15 protein-coding genes are annotated in these 15,161 nt (G+C 68.3%); 2 read left to right on the forward strand and 13 right to left on the reverse strand.

Going from position 1 to position 15,161, the window contains the following annotated elements:
• Window positions 1-35: 35 nt before the first annotated feature.
• From HZY97_RS02610 to gltX, 3 genes are all read right to left on the reverse strand, one after another.
• Complete coding sequence (locus tag HZY97_RS02610; protein WP_180140283.1) at window positions 36-275, reverse strand: hypothetical protein; 240 nt, start codon at window positions 273-275, stop codon at window positions 36-38.
• A 105-nt stretch (window positions 276-380) separates the two neighbouring features.
• Window positions 381-1,664, reverse strand: coding sequence for a citrate synthase (locus tag HZY97_RS02615; protein ID WP_180140290.1), 1,284 nt, complete (start codon window positions 1,662-1,664; stop codon window positions 381-383).
• A 32-nt stretch (window positions 1,665-1,696) separates the two neighbouring features.
• The gene (gltX, locus tag HZY97_RS02620; protein WP_180140292.1) at window positions 1,697-3,124 is read right to left on the reverse strand and encodes a glutamate--tRNA ligase; all 1,428 of its coding nucleotides are present in this window, start codon (window positions 3,122-3,124) and stop codon (window positions 1,697-1,699) included.
• A gap of 82 nt (window positions 3,125-3,206) precedes the next feature.
• On the opposite strand from gltX, the gene HZY97_RS02625 reads away from it, so the two are divergent.
• A complete protein-coding gene (locus tag HZY97_RS02625; protein WP_180140294.1) occupies window positions 3,207-5,339 on the forward strand; it encodes a ComEC/Rec2 family competence protein in 2,133 nt (710 codons plus the stop codon).
• A 26-nt stretch (window positions 5,340-5,365) separates the two neighbouring features.
• Complete coding sequence (locus HZY97_RS02630) at window positions 5,366-6,055, forward strand: EF-hand domain-containing protein (RefSeq protein WP_180140296.1); 690 nt, start codon at window positions 5,366-5,368, stop codon at window positions 6,053-6,055.
• Between the two features lie 3 nt (window positions 6,056-6,058).
• On the opposite strand, the gene lexA is transcribed toward HZY97_RS02630, so the two are convergent.
• The 10 genes from lexA to HZY97_RS02680 all read right to left on the reverse strand — a co-directional run bounded on the left by lexA (window position 6,059) and on the right by HZY97_RS02680 (window position 15,159).
• The gene (gene lexA / locus HZY97_RS02635) at window positions 6,059-6,739 is read right to left on the reverse strand and encodes a transcriptional repressor LexA (RefSeq protein WP_180140298.1); all 681 of its coding nucleotides are present in this window, start codon (window positions 6,737-6,739) and stop codon (window positions 6,059-6,061) included.
• A 59-nt stretch (window positions 6,740-6,798) separates the two neighbouring features.
• A complete protein-coding gene (gene glp / locus HZY97_RS02640; protein WP_180140300.1) occupies window positions 6,799-7,983 on the reverse strand; it encodes a gephyrin-like molybdotransferase Glp in 1,185 nt (394 codons plus the stop codon).
• A 151-nt stretch (window positions 7,984-8,134) separates the two neighbouring features.
• A complete protein-coding gene (locus tag HZY97_RS02645; RefSeq protein WP_180140301.1) occupies window positions 8,135-9,085 on the reverse strand; it encodes a PilZ domain-containing protein in 951 nt (316 codons plus the stop codon).
• A 105-nt stretch (window positions 9,086-9,190) separates the two neighbouring features.
• On the reverse strand, window positions 9,191-9,844 hold the full coding sequence (locus tag HZY97_RS02650) for a glutathione S-transferase family protein (RefSeq protein ID WP_180140303.1): 654 nt from the start codon (window positions 9,842-9,844) through the stop codon (window positions 9,191-9,193).
• A gap of 240 nt (window positions 9,845-10,084) precedes the next feature.
• A complete protein-coding gene (gene moaC / locus HZY97_RS02655) occupies window positions 10,085-10,552 on the reverse strand; it encodes a cyclic pyranopterin monophosphate synthase MoaC (RefSeq protein ID WP_180141611.1) in 468 nt (155 codons plus the stop codon).
• 134 nt (window positions 10,553-10,686) lie between these two features.
• A complete protein-coding gene (trpC, locus tag HZY97_RS02660; RefSeq protein WP_180140307.1) occupies window positions 10,687-11,472 on the reverse strand; it encodes an indole-3-glycerol phosphate synthase TrpC in 786 nt (261 codons plus the stop codon).
• A complete protein-coding gene (gene trpD, locus HZY97_RS02665; protein ID WP_180140308.1) occupies window positions 11,472-12,464 on the reverse strand; it encodes an anthranilate phosphoribosyltransferase in 993 nt (330 codons plus the stop codon). Before trpD ends, trpC begins: the two co-directional genes overlap by 1 nt.
• A gap of 48 nt (window positions 12,465-12,512) precedes the next feature.
• Window positions 12,513-14,048 (reverse strand): cation:proton antiporter, encoded by a 1,536-nt coding sequence (locus HZY97_RS02670; protein ID WP_180140310.1) that lies wholly within the window; start codon window positions 14,046-14,048, stop codon window positions 12,513-12,515.
• A 68-nt stretch (window positions 14,049-14,116) separates the two neighbouring features.
• The gene (locus HZY97_RS02675; protein ID WP_257214850.1) at window positions 14,117-14,467 is read right to left on the reverse strand and encodes a hypothetical protein; all 351 of its coding nucleotides are present in this window, start codon (window positions 14,465-14,467) and stop codon (window positions 14,117-14,119) included.
• 107 nt (window positions 14,468-14,574) lie between these two features.
• On the reverse strand, window positions 14,575-15,159 hold the full coding sequence (locus tag HZY97_RS02680) for an aminodeoxychorismate/anthranilate synthase component II (RefSeq protein ID WP_180140314.1): 585 nt from the start codon (window positions 15,157-15,159) through the stop codon (window positions 14,575-14,577).
• Window positions 15,160-15,161 lie beyond the last annotated feature (2 nt).

Below are 15,161 nucleotides of genomic sequence, written 5' to 3' on the forward strand. Positions count from 1 at the left end.
GCGTTGCTGAACCGCTTTGTACGCTGAGGTTAAGGTTAATCGCGATCGATCGCGCGCCTTGCCGCCTTGCGCTCGGCGGGGGTGGGGACGAGGCGGACGCCCGCGACCAGGATTGCGCTGAGCGCGGCGATGATGCCGCCGCGGACTACCCAGGTCTGGCTGCCGATCATCGGGCTGGTGATCGGCGCGCGCAGGATGCCGAGCCCCTGGAGCATGAACACCACACCGGCGATGAAGCCCAGGATGCCGATGAGGATCAGGAGGTTCTGGCGCATTCCACGACTCCGAAAAGCAGATCGCGGCTTGGTTAACGCAAATCGCCGCCCCCGCGAAGGCAGGGACGGCGAATTTGAGTGTCCGATGCTGGAACGGAAAGCGGCTTAGCGCTTGCCCACCGGCACGTAGTCGCGCTGCACCGGGCCGGTGTAGAGCTGGCGCGGACGGCCGATCTTCTGCTCGGGGTCCGAGATCATCTCGTTCCACTGCGCGACCCAGCCGACGGTGCGGGCGAGCGCGAACAGCGCGGTGAACATCGTGGTCGGGAAGCCGATCGCCGAGAGGATGACGCCCGAATAGAAGTCGACGTTCGGGAACAGCTTCTTCTCGATGAAATACGGATCGCTGAGCGCCATTTCCTCGAGCTGGAGCGCCACCTCGAAGACCGGATCGCTGACATTGAGCGCCGCGAACACTTCGCGGACAGTCTTCTGCATCACGGTCGCGCGCGGATCGTAATTCTTGTAGACGCGGTGGCCGAAGCCCATCAGCCGGAACGGATCGTTCTTGTCCTTGGCGCGCGCGATGAACTCGGGGATGCGCTCCGGACGGCCGATCTCGTGCAGCATGTTGAGCGCCGCTTCGTTGGCGCCGCCATGCGCCGGGCCCCACAGGCAGGCGATGCCCGCCGCGATGCAGGCGAACGGGTTCGCGCCCGACGAGCCGGCAAGGCGTACGGTCGAGGTCGAGGCGTTCTGCTCGTGATCGGCGTGGAGGATGAAGATGCGGTCGAGCGCCTTCTCGATCACCGGGTTCACCACATATTCCTCGGCCGGGACGCCGAAGGTCATGCGCAGGAAGTTGCCGGTGTAGCTCAGCGAGTTGTCTGGATAGAGGAAGGGCTGGCCGACGCTGTACTTGTAGGCCATCGCCGCGATCGTCGGCATCTTGGCGATCAGGCGATGCGACGCGATCATGCGCTGCTTCGGATCGGTGATGTCGGTCGAGTCGTGATAAAAGGCCGAAAGCGCACCGGCGACGCCGCACATCACCGCCATCGGGTGCGCGTCACGGCGGAAGCCGCGATAGAAGGTCGCCAGCTGCTCGTGCAGCATGGTGTGGCGCGTGATCGTGTTCTCGAAGCCGGTCAGCTCGTCCTGGTTCGGCAGTTCGCCGTTCAGGAGCAGATAGGCGACTTCCATGAAGCTGCTGTTCTCGGCGAGCTGGCCGATCGGATAGCCACGGTGGAGCAGCACGCCCTCGTCGCCATCGATATAGGTCAGGCCCGATTCGCACGACGCCGTCGACGTGAAGCCGGGGTCGTAGGTGAACATGCCGGTCTGGCCATAGAGCTTGCGGATGTCGATGACATCCGGCCCGACGCTGCCCGACAGGACCGGATACTCAACATCCTTCCCCGGAACCTGCAGCTTCGCGGTGTCGCTCATAAACGTCGTCCTTGTCTGGGCCGAACCTGGGATCAGGCCGGCACGGTCATCTGGTCAGCGATACGGGCCAGGCTTTCCTCGCGTCCCAGCAGCACCAGGACGTCGAAGATGCCCGGAGATGTCCGGCGCCCGGTGAGTGCCGCGCGCAGAGGCTGCGCAGTCGCACCGAGCTTGACACCCGCATCTTCCGCAACGGTGCGTACCGCCGCTTCGAGCGCCTCCGTATCCCAGCTTTCCACACCGTCAAGTGCGGTGTGCAACTGAGCGAGGAAGGCCCGCGCGTCGCCCTCTAGCAGAGCCTTGGCGCCGTCGTCCAATTCCAGTGGGCGAGTGCGAAAAAGGAAGGCCGCGCCCTCCGCCAATTCGAGGAGATTCGCGGCGCGCGGCTTCAATGCGGCCATGCTGCGGCGCAGAAGATCGGCTTGCGATTCCGAAAGTTCGAAACCGAGTCGCGCGGCAACCAGCCCGGCCAGGCGATCGTCGTCCGCCAGGCGGATATAATGGCCGTTGAGACTCTCGAGCTTCTTCAGGTCGAAGCGCGACGGGCTCTTGCCGACGCCCGCGAGATCGAACCATTCGGTCGCCTGCTCGCGGCTGATGAATTCGTCATCGCCATGCCCCCAGCCGAGGCGGAGCAGATAGTTGTTCAGCGCTTCGGGCAGGATGCCCAGCTCGTCGCGATACGCGTCGACGCCCAGCGCGCCGTGGCGCTTGGAAAGCTTGGCGCCGTCCGATCCGTGGATCAGCGGGATATGGGCATATTCGGGCTCGTCCCAGCCCATGGCGCGATAGATCGGCAGCTGGCGGAAGGCGTTGTTGAGATGGTCGTCGCCGCGGATGACGTGCGTCACGCCCATGTCGTGATCGTCGACCACCACCGCGAGCATATAGGTCGGCGTGCCGTCCGAGCGGAGCAGGACCATGTCGTCCAGCTCGCTGTTGTTGACGGTGACGCTGCCCTGGACCTTGTCCTCGATCGTCACCGATCCTTCGCGCGGCGCCTTGAGGCGGACGACGAAGGGCGCGCCTGCGGGCGCTTCGCTCTCGTCGCGGTCACGCCAGCGGCCGTCATAGCGCAGCGGCTGCTTGTTCGCACGCTGCTCGGCGCGCATCGCCTCGAGCTCCTCGGCGGTGGCGAAGCACTTATAGGCGTGGCCGTTGGCGAGCATCTCGTGCGCCACCTCGGCGTGCCGCGCGGCGCGAGCGAATTGATAGACCTCGTCGCCGTCCCAATTCAGATCGAGCCAGCGCATCCCGTCGAGGATCGCCTCGATCGCCGGCTGGGTCGAGCGCGCGCGATCGGTATCCTCGATGCGTAGCAGGAACTTGCCGCCGTGATGGCGGGCGAACAGCAGGTTGAACAGCGCGGTGCGCGCACCGCCGATGTGCAGGAACCCGGTAGGGGACGGCGCGAACCGCGTGACGACCTGTTTCGCGCCCGTATCAGATGTTGCGCCCAACCGAGCTTGCTCCCAGACTATGTTTCCGATGGCCCATTCAGCCGCCGAGGGCGCCCCTAGCACGGGGTTTACCTCCCTTCAAATGGGGGGCGGGGCGGCGTTTCGCCAGATCGGGGAGGCGATCGAGCACTGGCTCGAGGCCGAACGCGCGCAACTGCCGCTCTGGTTGCCCATCGCGCTGGGCGGCGGGATCACCGCCTGGTTCCTGCTTCCCGATGCGCCGCGCTGGATCGGCTTCCTGCTGGCCTCAGGAGCGATCGCGCTGCTCGGCCTTGCTCTGCCAGGGCGGCTGGGGCGCTCGCTGCTGATCGGCGGGCTCGCCATGGCGCTGGGCTGCGGACTGATCTGGTGGCGCGCCGAGAGCGTCGCGGCGCCGGTGCTGGCGCGGCCCGCGGTGGTCGAGATGACCGGGCGGGTGGTGCGGGTCGAGCGGTTGCCGGCGCGGGAGATCGTGCGGGTGACGCTGTTGCCGGGGCGGAGCGACCTGCCGCCGCGTGTACGCGTGAACCTTCCGATCAAAGACGTGCCTGCCGGACTGGCGCGCGATTCGGTGGTCAAGCTGCGCGCCCGGCTGATGCCACCTGCCGAGGCCTCGGTGCCCGGCGGTTATGATTTTGCGCGCTCCGCCTGGTTCACCGGGCTCGGGGCGACGGGCAAGGGCTTCACGCCGATCGAAGTGGTGACGCCCGCCAAGGCGTCGGGCGCCGACCTGCGCGCCTCGCTCTCGGCGCATATCCAGGCACGAGTCGCCGGCAGCGCGGGCGGCATCGCGAGCGCGCTCGCTACCGGTGACCAGGGCGCGATCGCCACCGACGATGTCGAGGCGATGCAGCGCTCGGGCCTTGCCCACCTGCTCTCGGTGAGCGGCCTTCACGTCACCGCGGTGACTGCCGCGGCGATGCTGCTGATCCTCAAGTTGCTCGCTTTGAGCCCGACCCTAGCGTTGCGCTGGCGGCTGCCGCTCGTCGCGGCGGGCGGCGGCGCTCTGGCGGCGATCGGCTATACCTGGCTCACCGGCGCCGAGGTGCCGACGATCCGCTCCTGCGTGGCGGCCTTGCTGGTGCTGCTCGCGCTGAGCTTGGGGCGCGAGGCGATCACGTTGCGGTTGGTCGCGGCCGGCGCGGTGATCGTGCTGCTGCTCTGGCCTGAGGCGCTGGCGGGCGCGAGCTTCCAGCTGAGCTTCGCCGCGGTGACCGCGATCGTCGCGCTGCACGAAAGCCCGCGAATGGAGCGTTGGTTCGGCAAGCGGGAAGAGGGACGGCTGGCGAAGCTGGGGCGCGAACTCGGCTCGCTGCTGCTCACCGGCGTGGCGGTGGAGCTGGCGCTGATGCCGATCGGCATGTTCCACTTCCACCAGGCCGGGCTCTACGGGGCTCTGGCGAATATCGTCGCCATCCCGCTGACCACCTTCGTGATCATGCCGCTCGAGGCATTGGCACTGTTGCTCGATACGGTCGGGCTGGGCGCGCCTGCCTGGTGGCTGACCGACCAGGCGCTGGAACTGCTGCTGTGGATCGCGCGGACCACGGCGGCCGCACCCGGCGCGGTCGCCGCGCTGCCGACCATGCCCGCCGGCGCCTTCGCACTGATGATGGCAGGCGGCCTGTGGCTGGCGCTGTGGCGGACACGGGCGCGCTGGGCGGGCGCGGCGCCGCTGGCGATCGGTCTCGCCTGGATGCTGGCGACGCCGGCGCCCGACCTGATCGTCACCGGCGATGGCCGCCATCTCGCGATCCGGATGCCCGACGGCAGCATGGCGCTGCTGCGCGACCGCGCGGGGGACTATACCCGCGACATGCTCGCCGAGACCGGCGGCAGCGATGCCGAGCCCGTAGCGCTCTCCGACCAGCCGGGCGCGCGGTGCAGCCTGGACGCCTGCCTGATCGAACACCGCGCCGGCGACCGGGTGTGGCGAGTCGCGGCGACGCGGAGCCCCTACGTCCTGCCATGGGCCGAGTTTACCGCTTTGTGCCGCAGCGTTGACGTGATGATCAGCGACCGCCGCCTGCCCGCAGGCTGCACGCCGCGCTGGCTCAAGCTCGACCGCCCGGCGCTGGCGAAGACGGGCGGCGTGGCGATCGCGTTTCGAAGTGGGCGGGTGACGATGGTTCGCGGCGTCGGGAAGCATCCCTGGCTGAACCCGCCAAAAGTGCAGCCGCCCTATGTGCCCGAACAGCCAAATGTCGCTGTCCGGACACGAAATCGCTGGCGTTAGGCGGCGGCTGGGGTTTTCCTCGGGTCATGATGCGAGCCCCGAAGAAGAGCGACACGATCGAAGTGCGGCTGCCCCACGCGGTGAAGCGCGCCTTCATGGAGCATTGCCGGGCCGAAGGGCGGACGGCGAGCGATGTGGTGCGGGGGTTTGTCGAGGCGCGCCTTGCCGACGGTCCTCCCGAGCCGCCGGCGCCGCGCCTTCGCCTCGCGGTAGCCGCCGCAATGTGCGGCGCGCTGGGAATGGCGATGCCGGCGGCGGTGGCTTCTGCACCCGATCTGCGACCGAGCTTCGCCATGGCCGACCGCAACCATGACGGGCTACTCACTCCCGACGAATATGGCGCCCGGCCACAGCCGCCCGGCCGTGAATGTGGTCCGCATCACGTGCTGGCATTGCCGCTGCGTGACGGCGCGATTTCGCACGCTCGGGGCATGCGGCCCTTCATGATCGGCGCGGCGGATTTTAGCTTTGCCGGATCGGATGCCAACAAGGACGGCAAGGTCAGCTTCACCGAATATGCCGCGCACCGGCTGAAGATGCTGCGGGCCGGCTTCGGCGAGCTTGACGCCAATCACGACGGCAGCCTGACCCCGGCCGAATATGCCACCGCCTGGGACATCTTCAGGTTCCGGGACGACCAGCCCGACCTGGCATCCTTCCAGGAACTCGATCGCAACGGCGACGGCAAGGTCGCCTGGACCGAGTTCCTGGCCTGACCCTCAATATTTGCGCAGCAGGCCAGCAAGGCGGCCCTGCACGCGGACCTGGTCGGGACGGTAGCGCTGCGGGTTATAGTCGCGGTTCGCCGGATCGAGCCGGATCATCGCGCCTTCCTTGCGGAAATACTTCAGCGTCGCTTCATTCTCGTCGATCAGCGCCACGACGATCTCGCCGTCACGCGCGGTCTCGGTGCGGCGGATCAGCGCATAGTCGCCGTCGAGAATGCCGGCCTCGACCATCGAGTCACCGGCAACCTCGAGCGCATAATGCTCGCCCGCGCCGAGCAAAGCGGCGGGGACCGGGAGCATCGATGAATCCTGGAGCGCCTCGATCGGCGTACCGGCGGCGATGCGGCCGTGCAGCGGGATCTCGATCACGTCATTGGCCGGCGCCGGGAGATTCGTTGATTCCGTTGACTCGGCAACGCGCGAGGGAGCCTTGGGGGTGACCTTCTTGGTCTCGCCGCGCTCCGGCATCCGCAGCACTTCGAGCGCGCGGGCGCGGTTGGGCAGGCGGCGAATGAACTCGCGCTCTTCCAGCGCCGAAATCAGCCGATGCACGCCCGACTTCGACTTGAGATCGAGCGCTTCCTTCATTTCCTCGAACGAAGGCGACACGCCGGTCTCGGCAAGCCGGTCGGCAATGAAGCAGATGAGCTCGTGCTGCTTGCGCGTGAGCATCCAGTTTCTCCTGGCCTTGGAACAGACTGGGAACGTTTATGCAATGTTCCGCGCGCTTGTCAAGCGATGTCGAGGATTTCTGCCGAGTCGCCGGTTTTTGCCTCCGGAGCGCCCGCCGGACGCACGATCAGGCAGGTGGCGCGCGCCAGCGTGCGCAGCATCGAGGAATCCTGGATCGTCGCGGCACAGACCCGCCCGTCGACCAGTTCGGCGCGCAGATAGTCGGCGCGCGGGCCATTGGCGGGCAGGGGCTCGCCAAGCGGGACGGTGCGCGTCTTCGGCAGCGGATCGGCGGCGCCCGCCAGATGGGCGATCAGCGGACGGGCGAACAGGGTGGCGGTGACGAAGGCTGAGACCGGATTGCCGGGCAGGCCGAGCACCACGGCGGTGCCCAGCCGGCCCGCCATCATCGGCTTGCCCGGACGCACCGCGACTTTCCAGAAATCGATCGCGCCGCCTGCCGCTTCGAGCGCCGGGCGGACGAGATCGTGATCGCCGACCGAGGCGCCGCCGGTGGTGACCAGCAGGTCGCAATCCAGCGCCCGGAATGCGGCCTCCAGCGCCGAGCGGTCGTCGGGCAGGATGCCGAGGTCGATCAGCTCGACGGGGAGGTCGGCGAGCAGCGCCGACAGCAACAGGCGGTTGGTCTCGGGGATCTGGTCCGGGCCGAGCGCGGTGCCGGGCGGGACAAGCTCGTCGCCGGTCGAGAGCAGGGCGACGCGGACCTTGCGGCGCGCCGGCAGCGTGGCGTGACCGGCTATCGCAGCCAGCGCGAGCCGGGCCGGGGTGATCGCTTCCCCGGCGCCGATCAGAACCTCCCCCTCGGTAAAATCGAGCCCGCGCGCGCGGACGCTGCTGCCGTGGCGCGGCGGTCCTTCGCCGGCCAGCGTCAGGCGGGTTCCGTCGCGCGCCGCTTCTTCCTGCACCAGCACCGTGTCCGCGCCGGTCGGGAGCGGGGCGCCGGTGAAGATGCGCACCGCCTGGCCGGCGGCGACTTCGCCCGTAAAACTGCGGCCCGCAGCGCTCTCGCCGATCACCTGCCACGGCCCGGGCAGATCGGCGAAGCGGATTGCGTAGCCGTCCATTGAGGAGAGATCGGAAGCTGGTTGAGTCCGCAGCGCAGGAACGTCGCGCGAGGTCCAGCGGCTGGCGGCGTCGCCCAGCGGGCATGTTTCCTCCGCCACGGGCGCGGCGAGCGCGAGGAGGCGGCGCTGGGCTTCGGCGACGGGGAGGAGCGCGGGCATTGGCCTTGCCTAAGGCATTGGGAGAAGCTGCGTCGAGCCTTTCCCTGAGCAGTCCCCCGGCGAAAGCCGGGGCCCAGGGCCACAAGACGCTCGGCAGAGAAACCCTGGGCCCCGGCCTTCGCCGGGGATCAGCAGAGGAGCACGATCGAGGTCAGTTCGCCCCGGAGATCCGCCCGAGGTCGCGCGGCTTGAGCGGCAGGCGGAACTCGCAGAGGTAGCGGTTGCGGTCGTCGCTCTCGATCACCGAAGCCGGGCCGCCGCCGATATGGGGCAGCGAGATCCACAGCTGGGCCCCGGTCGCGAAGGGCGCGCTCGTCTCGAACTCGACCATCTGCGGAGTGATCGCGCGCAGCTTGACGTTCCACCAGCGCACACCCTCGCGCACCCGCGCCGGGGCGTCGAGGCGGATTGCCTGCTTGTCGGGGATCAGGCCGTTCGGCTCGCCGATCATCGCCATGCGGGTGTGGTGCGACGGCGCCTGTTGCACCTGGCGCAACCAGGGCATGAGCAGCTGCCAGGGAATATCCTCGTCAAAGGCGACGCCGGCGGCATTGCCCTGCGACCATTTCACCACGCCATCGAGCGGGCGCAGGCCGTCGAAATTGATCTGGACCGAGTCGCCCACCTGGAGCGCGATGTCGGTCTCGAAGCCGCAGCCGCCCTGGGAGAGGTTGCGGGCGCGGGTGAATTCCACCTGGTTGCCGCGGCGCACGCAGATCGTCTGGTGCAACTCGACGCGCGGCACGCTGCGGCGCTCGGCGGGGAGGGCGGCGAGGTTACGGGCAATCGTGCTGATCACGTCGATCGGCTCGGCGAACAGGAAGCCGGCCGAGCCCTGCTCGGTCCAGCCGATGCGCCCGGCCAGCGACTGGCCGTTGGCGAGCTCGAGGTGGAGCCCTTCGCTTTCCACCACTTCGTCCTCGAGCGCGAGCATGGCGCCGACCGAACTCAGCTTGCGGAGCGTGCAGGGCAGGCGACTGGTTTCGCCGACGAGAAAGGCGGAATCGAATGCGGTGTGCTCACCCGGCTCGGCCAGAGGCTGCACTGCCGGCAGCTCGCCCGAGAGGCTGAAAATCGTGGAGGACGCAAGTCCTTGTCGCATAACTAATTTTTTCCCGCCCCAGCGCCCGTGTGGATAGTGGGCGCTGGGCATGAAGGCGGGGTTAAGCCGCAGGGTTGCGGAATCCCTAATGCGGCGGTGAAACGATCAATCGCGGTCGGGCGCACCGAGCGGGAAATAGCCGCGATAGGGCCGCGCTTCCTCGACGCAGCGGGCAACCGAGGGGCGGGCGAGCAGCCGGGCGCGATAGGCGCGCAGATGGGTTAATGCCTCCGGGATCCGGCGGACCCAATCGGCGTAGAAGAGCGAGGGCGCGGCGGCGCAGTCGGCCAGCGTGAAGGCGTCGCCTACGGCCCATTCGCGATCGGCTAGATAAGTGTCGAGCCAGGCATAGACCTTGTCGAGCTTCGCCATCGCTTCGTCGAGACCGATCGGATCGCGCCGTCCTTCGGGCAGCAGCGAATTGAGTACGGGGCGCTGCATCAGGCCCATGACGTGATTGTCGAAGATCCGGTCGAGCATCCGCGCCTGCACCGCGAGATCGGGATCGGCCGGGATCATCGCCACGGGGCCGGGATGATGGACCTGCAGATATTCGATGACCGCGGTTGCTTCGACGATCGTGCGATCGCCATCGACCAGGATCGGGAAGAGCTTGAGCGGCCAGCGGGCTTCCAACTCCGCGCCCGCTTCGGCGTCTTCCAGATTGCGGAAGATGAACGGGGTGCCGTTTTCGTAAAGCGGGATCAGCGCCTTCCAGGTGTAGGAGGAGAAGGGGTGGCCGAAGAGCTGGAGAGTCATGGCATCCTCGAATAGTTAGGTTTATGGCTAAGTATCTTGGCGTAAGGAGGTTGTCACGCGAAATCGCATGTTCCGTGTCTCTCTCGCAGGCGCGCTTCGTTCCCCTCCCTGGAAGGGAGGGGTTAGGGGTGGGTGGATGTATGCGATACATCGAAGGAAGGTGGCCTGCCGGCGGTACGCCCGGACGCGACCCACCCCCAGCCCCTCCCTTCCAGGGAGGGGAGCTTGAAGGACATGCCCTTAAGCCGCCCAGTCGCCCGATTTGCCGCCCTTTTTGGAGAGCAGGCGGATATCGCCGATCACCATCGCCTTATCGAGCGCCTTGGCCATGTCGTAGAGCGTGAGCAGCGCAGTCGAGACGGCAGTGAGCGCCTCCATCTCGACCCCGGTCTGCGCCTCGGTGGCGGCCGTCGCGGTGACGGTGACGCCGGTCTCGTCGGGAGCGAGATCGACCGCCACCCGGGTCAGCGGCAGCGGGTGGCAGAGCGGGATCAACTCGGCGGTACGCTTGGCGGCCATGATTCCGGCGATGCGCGCGGTGGCGAGGACGTCACCCTTCTTCACGGCGCCCGCGCGGATCGCGGCGGCAGCCTGCGCCGACATGGTGATGCGCCCGGTGGCGACGGCCTCGCGCTGGGTCACCGCCTTGCCCGCGACATCGACCATGCGCGCGGCGCCGGTCTCGTCGAGGTGGGTGAGTTTACCAATTTCCCTCTCCCCATCGGGGAGAGGGAGGGAGCCGACGAAGTCGGCGGAAGGGAGAGGGGCATGAGAAGCGGTCGACGACTGCCCCTCTCCCCGACCCTCTCCCCGGAGGGGAGAGGGAGATTTATGCTCTCCGCTCACCCAACCAGCGCCCGGGTCGCAGCCTCGACATCGGCTTGCCGCATGAGCGACTCGCCGATCAGGAAGCAGCGAATGTCGTGTTCGGCCATCGCATCGAGATCGGCGCGGCCATTGAGCCCGGACTCGGCGACGAAGGTGCAGTCCTTCGGCGCCTGCCCGACCAGGTCATAGGTCTTCTGCACGTCGACCTCGAAGGTCTTGAGATTGCGGTTGTTCACCCCGATCAACCGCGACCGGAGCTTGAGCGCGCGTTCCAGCTCGTCGGCATCATGGACCTCGACCAGCACGTCCATGCCGAGGCCGAATGCGGCGTCCTCGATCTCGGCCATCTGCCCGTCCTCGAGCGCGGCGACGATGATCAGGATCGCGTCGGCGCCGATCGCGCGCGATTCGAGCACCTGCCAGGGATCGACCATGAAGTCCTTGCGGATCACCGGCAGCTTGCAGGCGGCGCGGGCGGCGATGAGATAGTCCTCATGCCCCTGGAAATATTCCTGGTCGGTCAGCACCGACAGGCAGGCGGCGCCGCCGGCCTGATAGGCGCGGGCATGGGCGGGGGGATCGAAATCGGCGCGGATCAGGCCCTTGGACGGGCTGGCCTTCTTGATCTCGGCGATCAGGCCGTAGCCGGTCGCGGCTTTGGCATCGAGCGCAGCCTTGAAGCCGCGCGGCGGGGTGCGGGTGAGCGCCATGCCGTGCAGGTCGGCGACCGACGTCGTTTTGCGGCGCGCAGCGACTTCGTCGTGCTTGGTGGCGATGATCGTGTCGAGGATGGTGCTCATCAAAAGGCGATCCAGCAGTCGAGCAGCGCGTTGGCAAGGCCCTTGTCGATCGTCTCGGCGGCTTCCTCGGCGCCTTCGCGCAAGTCGCTGGCCGCGCCCGCGATCACGAGCGCGGCGGCGGCGTTGAGCAGCACGGCGTCGCGATAGGGGCCGGGCTCGCCCTGGAGCAGCCGGCGCAGCGCCAGCGCGTTATATTCGGGGTCGCCGCCGCGGATCGCCGAGAGCGGGTGGCGGGGCAGGCCGGCATCCTCGGGCACGATGCGCGAAGGCAGGCCCGAACTGCCGATGCTCACGACCACGCTGGCATGCTCGGTCGAAAGCTCGTCCAGCCCTTCCTCGCCCGAGACGATCGCGGCGGCCTCGACGCCGAGCTGCTCGAGCGCCTCGGCATAGATCGGCGCATAATCGGGGCGGGCGATACCGATCAGCTGACGGGTAACATGCGCGGGGTTCGCCAGCGGTCCCATCAGGTTGAAGATCGTGCGGCGGCCGATCCGGCGGCGCAGCGGGCCGATGCGGGCCATCGACGGGTGGTGCGCCTGGGCGAAGAGGAAGGCGATGCCGAGCTCGTGCAGGCTCTCCTCGGCGCGCGCACCGGCACGGTCGAGATTGAGGCCCAGCGCCTCGAGCGTGTCCGCGGCGCCCGATTTGGACGAGGCGGCGCGGTTGCCGTGCTTGGCGACCGGCACGCCGGCCGCCGCGACGACCAGGCTGACCGCGGTCGAGACGTTGAGCGTGTGATGCCCGTCACCCCCGGTGCCGCATACGTCGATCGCGCCTTCGGGCGCCGTGATCGGGATCAGCCGCGCGCGCATCGCCCGGGCGGCCTCGGCAATCTCGATGCTGGTCTCGCCGCGTTCGGATAGCGCGATCAGGAAACGCTCGATCTCGGGCTCGGGCGCGGTGCCGTCGAGGATGTCGGCAAAGGCCTGCGCCGCGGATTCGCGGGCGAGCGGCGATACGGGATCGGGGAGGAGGCTGAACGTCGTCACGCGGGCTCTATCGGGCCTTCAGCAGGGCCAAGTCGAGAAATTCCTGCTTTAGCCTGCCTCGATAAGATGGCGCCCTTCGGGGCTGATCGCCAGGTCGCGCCAGTCGAGCTCTTCCTGGAGCTGCTCGTAAAGGTCCTGCCCGATCACGTCGCTGTCGCGCAGATGATCGAGCTTGTCGCGCTGGGCGGCGATCGCGCACAGGCGCAGGCGCTGGCGGGCGTCGAACTCGGGGCAGACATTGACGGCGCCGTTGCGATCGATCTCGAACTGGCGGCGCGTCTCTTCGGCGATACGGCCCTCTTCGCTCTCCAGCGCGGCGAGCGCGGCCTCGGCGAGCTTGCGGCGGGCGTGGTTGAGCAGCTCTTCGCCATCGCCCTTGCCGGCGAGGCCGAGCAGCTTGATCAGCGGCTGGAGCGTGAGCCCCTGCAGCACCAGTGTCGCCAGCACCACGGCGAAGGCGGCGAGCACGATCATGTCGCGCTGGGGGAAGTCATGCGGCAAGGCCATGGCGGTGGCGAGCGTCACCAGCCCGCGCATCCCGCACCAGCCGACGACCACGCTCTGCGCGAAGCTGGGTGGGGGCAAGCCGCCGCGCAGGACGGGCAGGGCGCGGACGATGAGGTTGTAGGTCAGCGACCAGGCCATGCGCGTGACGATCACGCCGAGCACCACCAGTCCGGCGAACCCTGCGGCCTCGCGCAGCCGCTCGGCGCTCATCGCGGCGACGATCTGGCGCGCCTGCATGCCCATCAGCAGGAAGGCGACGACGTTGAGCACGAACACGCCCACGCCCCATACCGCGAAGGACTGCACCCGGTTGCGCGCGCTGATCGGCACGGCGGGCGAATTGGAGACGTACATCGCGCAGGTCACCACGCAGAGCACCGCCGATAGCCCCAGCCGCTCGGCGATGATCCAGGCGATCCACGTGTTGACGAACTCGAACAGGTTTCCGCCGAACGAGCCCCGGGTGAACGGCATCAGCTTGCCCATCAGCCAGCCACAGGCGAGCCCGAGCAATATGCCGCCGGGCACCGCGAGGCTGAGCCTTGTGGCGACCATCGCGTCGATCCCGCCATGGCTCTGCACCGCCAGCGCCGAGGCGAAGAGCAGCAGCGCGGTGGCGTCGTTGAGCAGGCTCTCGCCGGTGAGCACCTGGACGGTGCGGCGCGGGAGGGCGGCGGACTGCAGCACGGTGGTGGCGGCCGCTGCGTCGGGCGGGGCGACGATCGCGCCCAGCGCGATGGCGGCGGCGATCGGCAGCCCGGCGAAGGCCCAGCCGATCCAGGCGACCACTGCAGTGGAGAGTAGTACCGCGATCACCGCGAGCGCGACGAGCGGCCGCCACAGCCGCTTGATCGCCGCGAGGGGGAAGTCAAACGCCGCGTCGAGCAGCACCGGCGCGATGAACAGCGCCATCGCGGTGTGCCCGTCGAGCGCGATGTCGGGCGATCCGGGGATCGTCGCGACGATCACGCCGGCGGCGGCGAGCATCGTCGGATAGGGAATCGGCGTGCGCCGCGAGACCTGCAGCAGCAGGACCGCGAGCGCGAGCAGCGCGACGAGGCTCTCGAAGAAAGTCACGCGGTGGAGGCTAGCGCCCGTGCCGCGCGGTGCAATCCCCCTCCCGCACGGGGAGAGGGAAAGGCAGGTCAGTTCATGTTGCCCGGCAGGGCCTGCGGCGCAGCGGCGGGCGGAGCAGCGTCATCCTCCGGACCGTCAAACCCGTGCGGCCCGTGATGCCGGCCATGCCCGTGCGGCGGCGGGGGCGGGACTTCGCCGACGATCAGCTTACCGTCCTTGTTGGCATCGAAGCGGTCGAACCGGGCATTGGCCGCTGCGACCCATTCGGCGCGGGTGATCGTGCCGTCGCCATTGGCGTCGGCATGGGCGAAGGGTCCCATCGGGCCACGGCCCATGCTGGCAACGGCGATGCCGCCCGCCGCGACCGTGACCAGCACGCCGGCGAGCGTCGCGCCGACAAGCTGAAGCTTGTGATTCATTGCACTCTCCATGTGCCCGGGGATCGGGCCATGGTGCAGGGAATCGCAGCGCCACGTCGCGCGCCGATGTCACCGCACGCGCGAAATTGTCGCAAATCTATGCAGGTTCAGGCGAACGCGTGCGCCTCGATCCCGGATAGCCGCAGGAAGTTCGCCAGCATGGCGTGGCCATGCTCGGTGGCGATGCTCTCGGGGTGGAACTGCACGCCGTGGATCGGCAGCTCCTTGTGGCGGAAGCCCATCACATGCGCGTCGTCCGCCGTGGCGTTGACCACCAGATCGTCGGGAATATCGGTGACGATCAGCGAGTGATAGCGCGTCGCGGTGAAAGGCGAGGGCAGGCCGGTGAACAGGCCGGTGCCGTCATGGCTCACCGGGCTGGTCTTGCCGTGCATCAGCCCGCCGCGCACGACCGAACCGCCGAAATGCTGGCCGATCGCCTGATGGCCGAGGCACACGCCGAGGAGGGGCTTTCCGAGATCGGCGCAGGCCGCGACGAGATCGAGGCTGATCCCCGCTTCGTTGGGCGTGCACGGCCCCGGCGAGATCAGGAAGGCCTGGGCGTTGCTCGCCACTGCGTCGCGCGCGCTGAGCGCGTCGTTGCGCACCACCTGGACCTCGGTGCCGAGCTCCATCAGGTAGTGGACGAGGTTCCAGGTGAAGCTGTCGTAATTGTCGATGACGAGGATCATGC

Origin of the sequence: Sphingomonas sp. R-74633, from assembly GCF_013416555.1 — a bacterium.
In the GTDB taxonomy this organism is placed as follows: Bacteria; Pseudomonadota; Alphaproteobacteria; order Sphingomonadales; family Sphingomonadaceae; genus Sphingomonas.

Coding starts and splice junctions, on each gene's coding strand:
- HZY97_RS02610 (WP_180140283.1), bottom strand. CDS start 275: ATGCGCCAGAACCTCCTGATCCTCATCGGCATCCTGGGCTTCATCGCC.
- HZY97_RS02615 (WP_180140290.1), bottom strand. CDS start 1,664: ATGAGCGACACCGCGAAGCTGCAGGTTCCGGGGAAGGATGTTGAGTAT.
- HZY97_RS02625 (WP_180140294.1), top strand. CDS start 3,207: ATGGGGGGCGGGGCGGCGTTTCGCCAGATCGGGGAGGCGATCGAGCAC.
- HZY97_RS02630 (WP_180140296.1), top strand. CDS start 5,366: ATGATGCGAGCCCCGAAGAAGAGCGACACGATCGAAGTGCGGCTGCCC.
- lexA (WP_180140298.1), bottom strand. CDS start 6,739: ATGCTCACGCGCAAGCAGCACGAGCTCATCTGCTTCATTGCCGACCGG.
- glp (WP_180140300.1), bottom strand. CDS start 7,983: ATGCCCGCGCTCCTCCCCGTCGCCGAAGCCCAGCGCCGCCTCCTCGCG.
- HZY97_RS02645 (WP_180140301.1), bottom strand. CDS start 9,085: ATGCGACAAGGACTTGCGTCCTCCACGATTTTCAGCCTCTCGGGCGAG.
- HZY97_RS02650 (WP_180140303.1), bottom strand. CDS start 9,844: ATGACTCTCCAGCTCTTCGGCCACCCCTTCTCCTCCTACACCTGGAAG.
- trpC (WP_180140307.1), bottom strand. CDS start 11,472: ATGAGCACCATCCTCGACACGATCATCGCCACCAAGCACGACGAAGTC.
- HZY97_RS02675 (WP_257214850.1), bottom strand. CDS start 14,467: ATGAATCACAAGCTTCAGCTTGTCGGCGCGACGCTCGCCGGCGTGCTG.
- HZY97_RS02680 (WP_180140314.1), bottom strand. CDS start 15,159: ATGATCCTCGTCATCGACAATTACGACAGCTTCACCTGGAACCTCGTC.